The sequence below is a fragment of the Paenibacillus sp. FSL H8-0259 genome (assembly GCF_037963255.1).
GTDB lineage: Bacteria > Bacillota > Bacilli > Paenibacillales > Paenibacillaceae > Paenibacillus_AQ > Paenibacillus_AQ phytohabitans.
This window is the reverse complement of record NZ_CP150147.1, coordinates 6,017,742-6,030,032: the sequence shown is the minus strand read 5'-3', so window position 1 is coordinate 6,030,032 and position 12,291 is coordinate 6,017,742. Positions and strand designations below refer to the sequence as shown.

Sequence of the window (12,291 nt, the reverse complement as noted above, 5' to 3'; positions counted from 1 at the left end):
CAAGATGGAGAATCGGAAATGAAAAAGATTAGTATCTGTGACGGATGGGGTTTTATAGAGAATATAACTGATGAATTCTTTAACTTTACAGGAGAGGGGACAGCCGTAAGGCTGCCCCACACTTGTAAAGAAGTACCTGTGCACTATATGGAGGAAAGCTCCTGTCAGATGATATGCGGTTATAGACGTAATCTTGAGGTTCCTGAGTCCTTAAAGGGTCGGCGTCTGTTCCTGCAGTTCGATGGTGCTGCTCATGTGGCAGAGGTGTTTGTCAATGGCGAGCAGTTAATGACTCATAACGGTGGCTATACTGCATTTCGGGTAGAAGTAACAGATAAGCTGGTATACGGGCAAGAGAACAGAATTGTCGTTCGTCTAAATACACGGGAAGATGCCAATGTACCGCCATTCGGCCATGTTATTGATTACATGACCTATGGCGGACTCTATCGTGAAGCGTGGCTACTGCTTGCGGATCAAAGTTACATTGAAGATGTGTTTGTACGGACACCGGATATGAATCAGGCAGTTATTGATGTGACCATCAGTCAGCCGGATATAGCCCGCACACTGGAATTGAGCATACTTGATCAACAGCAAAAGACAGTCGGCCAACAGAGCCTCAAGGTATCAGGGGCAGTAGTCAGTACATGCAGCATCGCTGTTACAAGCCCCCACGAGTGGAGCCCGGAAACACCATATTTATACACACTAATAGCCTCGTTAAGAAATAGGAATGGGGAAATTATCGATGATTACCATGTATCTTTTGGTTTCCGGCAGGCAGATTTTCGAAGTGACGGGTTCTATTTAAACGGAAAAAAATATAAGATTCGCGGATTAAACCGCCATCAGAGCTATCCTCATGTAGGCTATGCTATGCCGGCATCCATGCAGGTGGAAGATGTAAGAATATTGAAAGAAGAGCTTCATGTGAATGCGGTCCGCACCTCCCATTATCCCCAGTCCAAGCATTTTCTGAATGCGTGTGACCGCCTGGGATTGCTTGTGTTCACAGAAACACCGGGCTGGCAGCATATCAAGAACGATGAAGAGTGGAAGCGGATCGTCTGTGATAATGTTGAAGAAATGATCCTGCAGTATCGTAACCATCCCTCGATTATTCTCTGGGGAGTCCGTGTGAACGAATCGCAAGATGATGATGTCTTGTACTCCAAGACCAATGAAATTGCCCGCCGTCTGGATCATAGCAGACAGACAAGCGGAGTCCGCTTTCTATGGAGAAGCAGTTTATTAGAAGATGTTTATGCCTTCAACGATTTTTCTCATACAGGGAAGAATGGCGGATTACTGCCAAGGTGGCTGATATCGCCTAATAAGAATAAAGCCTATCTCATTGCCGAGTTCAATGGTCACATGTTTCCGACCAAGGCGACGGATACGCCGACCCACCGGCTGTCCCACGCTATGCGCCATGCCAATGTGCTAAATGAGGTATATAAAAGAGAAGATATTGCAGGAGCCTTCGGGTGGTGTATGTTCGATTATCAAACTCATGGTGATTTCGGATCAGGTGACCGGATATGCTATCACGGCATCATGGACATGTACCGCAATCATAAACTGGCTACGAAAGTCTATGCCAGCTTCTCAGAGGAAACCCCGGTTCTGGAAGTCGGTTCAGATATGCATATCGGCGATTACCCGGGAGGTGCTGTCGGTGAAAATTATATTTTCACTAATTCCGATTCGGTTCGTCTATACAAGAATGAACGGATGATCCGGGAATTTAAGCCGGTCAACAAAAAATACCGCTATTTACCGCATCCGCCAATCGAATTCTACGACACCGTGGGCAATGTGATTGAAGAAGGAGAAAAGTATTCACACCAAAAAGCCGAAGCGATTAAAGAATGTCTCTTGGCTATTCAGCGGTTTGGTACTGCCTTACCTCCAAGGTACATTTTTAAAGCGCTGTGGGTGATGCTCCGTCATCTGGTGTCACCGGTAACTTTCTACAAGCTATTCTTCAAATATATTGAGAACTGGGGTGTGTCTGCACCGGTCTACCGCTTTGAAGCGATTAAGAATGGCCAGGTGGTTGCAGAGGTAGTGAAAGCCTCTAATGCGAGTATTCATTTAGAAACGACCGTTAGTGGAACGGAGTTAATTGAAACCGATACCTTTGATGTGTCATCTATCCGTATTCGGGTTGTAGATGCGAATAACAACAATGCCACGTACTCACATCTGCCGGTCTTCTTAAAAGCAGTAGGTGCAATAGAAATCGTAGGTCCGGATTGTGTCACTGCCGAAGGGGGCATGTGCGGCACCTATGTTAAAACAACAGGGATAGCTGGAGAAGGGACATTGACGATTACTTCCAATCAGACAGAACCAGTCCAGTTGCGCTTTAGTGTGAAAATAGAAGGAAGTGGTATTAGTGAGCGGTATTAAAGCGTTCTGGAGTAACTACAGTCTTAAACATCCCCAAATCGCGCAATTTATTATGTTTTTGTTATTAAGCAATGGCATTACGGTGTTTCAGATGATCCTTATGCCGGTTTTGAAGGCAGTTTTTAGCGGATCTGCTTTGGAAGCTCATGATTTTCAGATTTTACCGGTTGGACATAATACTGATGGATCTCCCTACTATATTTTCAACTATCCTTCAGGGTCAATCGCCTCTGGTGGAGGCGGTGGACTATCCTACTTCCTTGCTGTTCAACTGACGCTGGGGATTGCCCAGGTGATTAACTTCTTTGCTCAACGGAATATTACCTTTCGATCCAAAAGCAATATTTACAAAGCGGCTGTCTGGTATCTTATCGCCTATATCCTGATAACCATTTGCGCGGGTGCCCTTCAGGGGTGGTACAAGGACCCGATCTACCAGTTCTTTATTGATAGGTTTGGAGGAACCGGTGAAACGGCTGCAGATTTGATTACGATGATTATTAATGCTGCCATCTCGTTCTGGGTGTATTTCCCGATCCTGAAGATCATTTTCAAAGAAGATAAACAGCAAAAGGTGGCCTAAAAAAGAATAAAAAGAGGTTAGTAATAATGAAATTATTGTCATTCATTGTACCCTGCTATAACTCACAGGATTATATGGACCGCTGTATTAGCAGCCTGCTAGTTAATGACGAAGAAATTGAAATCATTATTGTTAATGATGGCTCCAACGACGGCACTAGAATGATTGCAGACAGCTACGAGAGCATGTATCCATCGATGGTCAAAGTGGTGCATCAAGAAAACAAAGGCCATGGCGGTGCGGTGAATACGGGGATTAAGGTTGCTGCCGGCTTGTTTGTTAAAGTGGTGGACAGTGATGACTGGGTGGACCGGGAGGCATATCAACAAATCCGGATGAAGCTAAAAGCGCTGGTCGCTGAGGGCAAGGCCGTCGATATGGTTGTCAGCAATTTCGTATATGAGAAAACAGGTAAACGGCACCGGAAGGTAATGAAGTATGACCGGAACCTTCCTGAGGGACGGGTGTTCACCTGGGATGAAATTAAATCCTTCCGTAAAGGCCAGTATATTTTAATGCATTCCATTATCTATCGCACGAATTTGTTAAAAGAATGCCGCTTCACACTTCCCGAGCATACCTTCTACGTGGACAATCTGTTTGTGTTTAAACCGCTTGAAAAAGTGAAGCGGATTTATTATGTGAACGTCGATTTCTACCGGTATTTCATTGGACGAGAAGATCAGTCGGTTAATGAGAAAGTGATGATTGAAAGAATAGACCAGCAGCTTAAAGTGAATAAGCTCATGATCGATGGAATGAACATTGAACAGATTAAAAGTCCTAAGCTTCGCCAATATATGCTCAATTACCTTGAGATTATCACAATTATTTCTACAATCCTGTTAATCCGTTCACGTAAGAAAGAAAATCTGCAGAAGAAAAAAGAGCTGTGGAAGTATATGAATGAAAAAGATATTGAGTTATACAATACGATCAGATACGGAGTCATGGGAAGAATGATGAATATTCCGGGGTATTTGGGCCGCAGTATAACGGTATCTGCCTATAAAGTCTCACAGAAGATTGTGGGATTCAATTGAAAGCTGCAAACCTGTGGATGTGACCCTTCATCTGCAGGTTTATTTTTTTACGTCGCAAATTTTGATAAAAGGCAGGGTGAACCTATATGAAATACGACTATCTGGTTGTGGGCTCCGGACTATTCGGCAGTATCTTTGCCTATGAAGCAGCCAAGCGGGGAAGACGGATAAAGGTAATCGATAAGCGGGATCATCTGGGCGGTAATGTATACACCAAAAATATTGAAGGTATCCAGGTACATCAATACGGGGCGCATATTTTCCATACGAATAACAAAGGGATTTGGGACTACATTAATGAGTTTGCCGAATTTAACCGCTATACCAACAGTCCCATTGCCAACTATAAAGGTGAAATATATAGCTTGCCTTTTAATATGAATACATTTAATCAATTATGGGGGACGATTACGCCTGACGAAGCACAGTCAAGGATCGCTGAACAAAGATCAGCCGCTGGAATTGGGGATCCGAATAACCTGGAAGAACAAGCTATTTCATTAGTTGGACTCGATATCTATGAGAAACTGGTAAAGGGTTATACCGAAAAACAATGGGGGCGTAAAGCAGCAGAGCTGCCTGCCTTCATTATCAAACGGATCCCTGTCCGTTTCACCTATGATAATAATTATTTCAATGACCGGTATCAGGGAATTCCTATCGGCGGCTATACGCAAATCATTGAAAAAATGCTGTCTAGTGAATTGATTGACCTAGAGTTGAATCAAGACTTATTTGCAAATAAAGCGGCTTACTTAGAAGAATACCCCAAGATTGTTTATACAGGAATGATCGATCAATTGTTTGATTACAGGTACGGTGAATTAGAATACCGGAGTTTAAGATTTGAATCCGTTACTTTGGACCGGCAAAACTATCAAGGAAATGCAGTGGTCAATTATACGGATGCAGAAACCCCATATACGCGGATTATTGAGCATAAACATTTTGAATTTGGCGAACAGCCAAAGACCATCGTTACTCGAGAGTACCCGCAAACCTGGAAAAAGGGTGACGAGCCGTATTACCCTTTAAATGATGACGGTAATAATGAGAAATATAGAAAGTACCGTGAGCTAGCGGAGGATCTGCCCAATATTGTGCTCGGGGGACGACTGGGTATGTATAAATATTTCGATATGCATCAAGTCATTGCAGCAGCCTTAAGCTTAGTCCAAGAAGAATTCAGATGAAGTATGAAACTTTAATTAACCAAATGAGTGTAGAAGAGAAAGCATTGTTAATGTCAGGTAAGGATTTCTGGACGACTCAAAACATCGACCGTCTGGGAATCCACAGCCTGTATCTGGCGGATGGGCCACATGGTGTTAGAAGGCAGGCAGCAGCAGCAGACCATCTTGGACTAAATGCCAGCATTCAAGCAACTTGTTACCCAACCGCTGCGACTGTAGCTAACAGCTGGAATGTGGAGCTTGGTGAGAGGATTGGAGAGTATCTTGGAGAGGAAGCTGCTTCGCAGCAAGTCAATGTTCTTCTCGGGCCTGGTATTAATATGAAGAGAAACCCTCTCTGCGGAAGGAACTTCGAGTATTTCAGTGAAGATCCGCATCTTGCCGGTAAAATGGCTGCTGGTTACATCCGGGGCATTCAATCACAGGGAATATCAGCATGTGTAAAGCACTTCGCAGTAAATAATCAAGAAGAGAGACGGATGTCAATAGATGCATGTGTAGATGAAAGAGCGCTTAGGGAAATCTATCTGACTGCATTTGAAATCGCTGTTCAGGAAGGCAAGCCGAAGACGCTTATGTCTTCCTATAACCTTCTTAATGGAAGTTACACGAATGAGAACATCCATTTAATGAGGGATATTTTGCGTGATGAATGGGGTTATCAAGGGGTTGTTGTCACTGATTGGGGCGGCAGTAATGACCGCTTAGCAGGATTGTTAGCTGGCAATGAACTCGAGATGCCGACAACCGCAGGCGAGACGAATGCTGAAATCATCCGGGCCATCCAGAGCGGAGAAATCGTGGAAGAAGGATTAGATGAATGTGTGAACAGACTACTTGAGCTTATTTTTACAACAAGAATAGCTTCCAGCAGACCTGGGAAATTTGATGTGGAAAAGCATCATAAGCTGGCAAAGAGAGCTGCTGAAGAGTCTGTGGTGCTTCTTAAAAATGAAGGGAATATATTACCCCTTAGAAAAGGTATGAAGTTAGCCGTAATCGGTAATTTTGCGGAAAATCCAAGATACCAGGGGGCTGGATCTTCTATTGTAAATCCAACAATTACCGGTAATCTGTTAGATGATCTAGAACAATCAAATTTGATCAGTATTGGATATGAGCCCGGTTTTGAACGTCAAGGCAAGAATAATATGAAAAAACTGAATAAGGCTTGTGCTCTTGCCCAAAAAGCTGATGTTGTTCTTCTATATATGGGTCTGGACGAAGCTTCTGAAACTGAAGGATTAGATAGACGAAGCATGGAGATCCCCCGGAATCAGATTAACCTATTACACGCATTATATAAAGTTAACCCCAACATTGTAGCAGTGCTCGCTTGCGGCTCTGTGGTAGAGATGCCGTGGATTCATAAGATTAAAGGATTAATCCACGGTTATCTATCGGGGCAAGCAGGAGCGGGGGCTATTGGGAGGGTTTTAACGGGAGAAGTGAATCCTTCAGGGAAACTGGCAGAAACCTATCCCCTGTGTTATGAAGATACGCCTTCCTATCACCACTTCCCGGGTAAGGAAGCCACCGTAGAATACAGAGAGAGCATTTATATGGGCTACCGCTATTATGATACAGCAAATAAGAACGTGCTTTTCCCGTTCGGTTACGGACTAAGCTATACCCAATATGAGTACTCTAACCTTGAGGTTTCCAGTAAAGGGGTAACATTTGAATTAACGAATACCGGAGATGTTCCCGGAATGGAGATTGTTCAGCTATATGTAGGCTGTAAATCGCAGGAAATATTTAGAGCGGTTAAAGAATTAAAAGGATTTGCCAAAGTGTGTCTGGCTGCGGGAGAGACCCGGAAAGTAACGCTGCCTTTTGATGATAAAACATTCCGCTATTTCAACGTGAAGACAAATAAATGGGAAATCGAAGCAGCGGACTATGAGATCAGTATCGGTGCTTCAAGTGCAGACATCCGATTGGCAGACACCCTGTTTGTAGAAGGGACAGGTGCACACACTCCTTATGATAAGGACATGCTTCCCGCCTATTATTCGGGAAAAGCCAACAATGTCAGCTCAGCTGAATTTGAATATCTGCTTGGATATAAAATACCTGTCTCTAAATGGGACCGGTCACAGCCTCTGGGGTACAACGATACGATTGCCCAGTGCCAGTATGCAAAGAAAAGAAGTGCGAGGTTTGTTTACCATTTAATAGTTTTTGTTCATTGGTTTTTAATAAAGATCGAAAAGAGAAGCACAGCTAATATCATCATGATGTCTATTTATCATATGCCCTTCAGAGGTATTGCGAGAATGACAGGCGGAATTGTGAATATGAAGATGCTGGATGGGATTTTGATGATGGTAAATGGTCGTTTTTTTAGAGGATTAAGTCATGTATTAAAATATACAAAGTGGATTTGATCCATGCATTAGGATGAACAAAATCATTCAACAAAAATTAAGTTTTCAGATTTTTATATTAGGGGGCATTATCAGCGGGCGTTCATTTTTAGGACATGCGCATGGTAATGCCCTTTCTTTGACTACAGTCTGGTGCACCAGTGAAAAGGAAGGTTACGTCCACATAAAAAGGATTTGAATTATTTTTTGAGTACTTCCGCAACCATCCGCTGTTGCAAAAATGCAATTTACGCAATATCGGAAAAATATTTTATTTTTTCTGGATAGGTACCCATATCTTAATGTAGCTTCTGCATCCATTTGTATTATCCGCCGGTTAGGAAAGGCCGCCTCCGCGTTGTTGTCACTAACGGCGAGACTATGCGGGATGAAATAGTGTGGTTATTTTGCGACTCATAACTCTAGACCGGGTGGGGGAAATTCAGCCTTGTATTTCAGCTGTTTGTTCAGGCCTGCTAATCAGGTATTGCTGACAAAACGTGCTTGAAAAGGGTGCGTTCAACAGAGCCAGTCGCAAAAAAACAACAGAAAAAAACCTTGAATTAAAGCCATTTTGGGCTGGTTGACCGGTCCTTTTTTCTGTAATACGATGACATTGAGAAATATTTCACAATACTTTTAAGGCGTACCAATCAAGCGTTTTATTTTTTTAATTAGCGAAGTGAAATTATTCACATATAAGGGAGCAGATGAAATGACCAAAGTAATTTCAGCCGCCAAAGCAGCGGAACTCATCAAAGACGGAGATACAGTGGCAGCCAGCGGATTTGGATTATCCTGCTGGGCAGAAGAGATGGGGATAGCCATTGAGGACCGCTTCATGCAAACGGGGCTGCCGAGAAATCTGACGGTCATGCACGCCAGTGCAGTCGGCAACCGCCGCGACAAAGGGATGAGCCACTTAGGCCATGAAGGATTGATTAAACGCTGGATTGGCGGAATTGCCATTGCTTCCCCCGGGATGGCGAAGCTGATCGAAGAAGACAAATGTGAAGCGTACAATTTGCCCCAGGGTGTAATTACTCAGCTCTACCGGGAAATTGCCGCCAAGCGTCCGGGTGTGATTACCAAAGTAGGCATGGAGACGTTCGTTGATCCCCGGGTCGAAGGCGGCAAAATGTCCCCGTCCACGAAGGAAGACATTGTGAAGGTTATCGAACTTGAGGGCGAAGAGTGGTTATTCTATAAATCCTTTCCCATTCATGTCGGCTTGATCCGCGGAACCGTGGCTGATGAGAATGGCAACCTGACGCTGGAAAAGGAAGGCCTGCATATGGAGGTTCTGCCTATTGCCCAGGCGGTCCGCAACTCGGGAGGCATCGTGATCGCCCAGGTAGAGACGGTTGCCAAGCGCGGCACCCTTAACCCTAAGGATGTTAAAGTTCCAGGGATTCTAGTAGATTATATTGTCGTGTCCAAGCCGGAGAATCATTACCAGACAGAGAACACCCAATATAATCCGGCATTCTCCGGTCATGTTAAGGTGCCTACCGAATCTATTGAATCGCTGCCGCTGGATGAGCGCAAAATCATCTCCCGCCGCACAGCAATTGAGCTTCAGCCGAATGCGATCCTGAATCTTGGGGTTGGAATTCCGGTTAATGTTGCCAACATAGCAGAAGAGGAGGGAGTAAGTGACCAGCTGATTCTAACCACGGAGGCCGGTTCTATCGGGGGTGTTCCCGCAGGTCTGAAGGACTTCGGCCATGCTTATAACTCTGAGGCCATTGTAGATCATGACGCACAGTTCGATTTCTATGATGGTGGCGGTATCGATTTATCTGTCCTTGGCCTCGCTCAAATGGATGCGTCCGGGAACGTAAATGTCAGCAAATTTGGTACCCGGGTAGCCGGATGCGGCGGATTCATTAATATCTCTCAGGCAGCCAAAAAGCTGATATTCGCAGGTACATTTACCGCTGGCGGTCTGGAGATCAAGGTTGAAGACGGGAAATTGCAAATCCTTCAAGAGGGAAAAGTGAAAAAGTTCATTAAGAAGGTGCAGCAGATCACATTCAGCGGTTCTTATGCGGCCAAAGTAGAGCAACCGGTTGTATATGTTACGGAGCGTGCGGTATTTGAGCTGCTGGATGGAAAAGTAACCTTAACTGAAATCGCACCGGGTGTTGACCTGCAGACGCATATTCTGGATCAGATGGACTTTGTACCGGTGATCTCACCTGCTCTCAAGCAAATGGATCAAGCCATGTTCCACGAACACTGGGGGAAGCTGAAATCTATCATTGCCGAGAAAAACCGGGTCTTATTGGAAGTATATTAATCTATCAGTGCTTCAATACACTATAAAAAGGGATGATCTCATGAATATTCAGTTAAACCGCTGGAGGATACTGATCGCATCGGCCATCATTAATATCTGTGTAGGTGCAATATACGCATTCAGTATTTTCGCCCTTCCATTAACCAAAGTGTTTGACGTCTCGATGCCTGATATTATGATGGCTTTTACGATCAATGCAGCAATCTCTCCAATTCCAATGATCCTGGGAGGGAAACTGGTCGATAAAGGGGGAGCGAGGAAGGCTATCTTTATCGGCGGAGCCATGTTCGGGATTGGCTTCATTCTGTCGGGACTCGCAACCGCACCCTGGATGCTGTATATCACATACGGTGTTATTACCGGGATCGGCCAGGGGATTGTATATTCCTCTACCATTGGCAACAGTGTAAAGCTCTTTCCGGATAAAAGAGGCTTGGCTGCAGGAATTGTTACAGCGGGCTACGGCGGCGGAACTATCGTTATCGCACCTATAGCCAACGCGTTAATCAGCGGTCAGGGTGTCCAGCCGGCCTTGATCATGCTCGGTGCCGTCTTCCTGGTAATTATTCTGAGTCTGGGTCTGCTCGTTAAACCTGCTCCGGCCGGTTATGCTCCTGAGGGCTGGGCGCCTCCGGCTGCCGGAGCTGCCAAGGGTGGCGTTAATGTACAATGGCACGAAATGATCAAGAAGCCGCTATTCTATGTCATCGCCTGCCTGTTCCTAATCGGTGCCTTGTCAGGAATGATGGTAACCGCCAACGCATCTGTCATTGGACAGAAGATGTTTGGCCTCTCCGCCGCAGCCGCAGCACTATATGTAAGCCTGTACTCACTCAGTAACTGCATCGGCCGTGTATTCTGGGGCGCTGTATCCGACAAAATCGGCCGGGTAAAATGTCTGCTCATGATCTACCTGGTCATTGCGGCCATGATGCTGACTATAGCATTAACGACATCCATCGCCGGATTTGCGGTAGCCATTGCAGGCATTGGCTTGTGCTTCGGCGGAACCATGGGCATCTTCCCTTCGATTGTCGGCGAGAAATTCGGGATGAAATATTACGGTGTCAACTATGGTGTAACCTTTATCGGTTATTCAGGAGCGGCCTTCTTCGGACCGAGAATTGCCGGTAAGGTGGCAGCGGCCAATGACGGAATGTTCACGAATGCTTTTTACATCGCGCTGGTGATCTCTTTGGTTGGCTTTGCTCTAACCTTTGTGTACAAAGCAATGGATAAACAACAGCCGCCACAGCCTGAAGTTACCCAAGCCGCTTAAGAAACTGAGTTACATTAATGAATAACTGAGTTACATTAACGAACAATATAAATGGAGGTTAACACAATGTCGATTACACAATTATTAGGGATTAAATATCCGATTTTTCAGGGAGGGATGGCTCAAATCGCAGTTTCTCCTCTGGTAGGTGCTGTGTCTAATGCGGGAGGGCTGGGCATTATCGGTTCAGGCGGATTTACTGCGGACCGTCTTCGTGACGAGATTAGTAAGGTGAAGGCAAGCACCGATAAACCCTTCGCAGTAAATCTGATGCTGATGATGAACAATATCCCTGAGCTTATTGAGGTCATTATCGAAGAAGGCGTGAAGATTGTGACCACAGGTGCAGGCACACCTGCTCCATACATGAAGACACTCAAAGAGCATGGCATTATCGTCATTCCGGTAGTTCCTTCGGTCAAAATCGCCAAGAAAATGGAAGCCTTAGGTGTGGATGCAATTGTTGCAGAGGGAACCGAAGCAGGCGGACATGTGGGTGAAACCACGACGATGGCCCTTCTGCCTCAAGTCGCCAGTGCAGTGTCGATTCCGGTAATCGGAGCCGGTGGGATTGCGGATGGCCGTGGCATCGCAGCGGCATTTGCACTCGGAGCACAAGGCGTTCAGGTGGGAACCCGGTTCCTGGCTACCGTGGAATGCCCTACTCACGAGAACTTCAAACAAGCCGTCATTGCTGCAGATGACACGAGCACAACAGTGACTGGCCGCAGCCTGGGCGGTCCGGTAAGAAGCATCAAGAATAGTATGATTGCTGAATTCCTGAGACTTGAGAATGAGAAGGCTTCACGCGAAGAGCTGGAGAAATTAAGCCTGGGATCTTTGCGCCGGGCCGTATTTGAAGGAGATACAGACACGGGCTCCGTAATGGCTGGACAGATTTGCGGGATGGTGAACAAGATTACTACGGTTGAAGAGATGATTACCACCATGTTCGAAGAGGCGCAGGAAACCCTCGGGAAGCTGGGGCATTTACAGCTGGGAGCATTATCAGTTGTAGGCGCATAATAAAGTGTCATATCATAAGCCAAGTGGTATCATTTACGTAATGATATCGTTTGGCTTTTTTTCTAAATAAGGATGTAA

Annotated in this window: 8 protein-coding genes; all 8 read left to right on the top strand. The window is 45.3% G+C overall.

Annotated features, from left to right (window positions below; all coding sequences use genetic code 11):
- The first annotated feature begins 18 nt into the window (after positions 1-18).
- The 8 genes from NSU01_RS25860 to NSU01_RS25825 all read left to right on the top strand — a co-directional run bounded on the left by NSU01_RS25860 (position 19) and on the right by NSU01_RS25825 (position 12,213).
- Positions 19-2,418, top strand: a complete 2,400-nt coding sequence (locus tag NSU01_RS25860) for a glycoside hydrolase family 2 TIM barrel-domain containing protein (protein ID WP_076243820.1) — start codon at positions 19-21, stop codon at positions 2,416-2,418.
- Entirely contained in the window at positions 2,405-3,001 is a 597-nt protein-coding gene (locus NSU01_RS25855) for a hypothetical protein (RefSeq protein WP_042139063.1), read from the top strand. The genes NSU01_RS25860 and NSU01_RS25855 overlap by 14 nt, the downstream gene beginning before the upstream one ends.
- Positions 3,002-3,027: 26 nt before the next feature.
- Positions 3,028-4,044 (top strand): glycosyltransferase family 2 protein, encoded by a 1,017-nt coding sequence (locus NSU01_RS25850; protein ID WP_039293460.1) that lies wholly within the window; start codon positions 3,028-3,030, stop codon positions 4,042-4,044.
- An 86-nt stretch (positions 4,045-4,130) separates the two neighbouring features.
- Positions 4,131-5,237, top strand: a complete 1,107-nt coding sequence (gene glf, locus NSU01_RS25845) for a UDP-galactopyranose mutase (protein WP_076243819.1) — start codon at positions 4,131-4,133, stop codon at positions 5,235-5,237.
- Positions 5,234-7,627, top strand: coding sequence for a glycoside hydrolase family 3 C-terminal domain-containing protein (locus tag NSU01_RS25840; RefSeq protein ID WP_076243818.1), 2,394 nt, complete (start codon positions 5,234-5,236; stop codon positions 7,625-7,627). Before glf ends, NSU01_RS25840 begins: the two co-directional genes overlap by 4 nt.
- A gap of 694 nt (positions 7,628-8,321) precedes the next feature.
- Positions 8,322-9,908, top strand: a complete 1,587-nt coding sequence (locus tag NSU01_RS25835; protein ID WP_076243817.1) for an acyl CoA:acetate/3-ketoacid CoA transferase — start codon at positions 8,322-8,324, stop codon at positions 9,906-9,908.
- Positions 9,909-9,948: 40 nt separating this feature from the next.
- Positions 9,949-11,187, top strand: a complete 1,239-nt coding sequence (locus NSU01_RS25830; RefSeq protein ID WP_076243816.1) for an OFA family MFS transporter — start codon at positions 9,949-9,951, stop codon at positions 11,185-11,187.
- 66 nt (positions 11,188-11,253) lie between these two features.
- Positions 11,254-12,213 carry a DUF561 domain-containing protein gene (locus tag NSU01_RS25825; protein WP_076243815.1) on the top strand — a complete coding sequence of 320 codons (960 nt, stop codon included), beginning with the start codon at positions 11,254-11,256 and terminating at the stop codon, positions 12,211-12,213.
- Positions 12,214-12,291 lie beyond the last annotated feature (78 nt).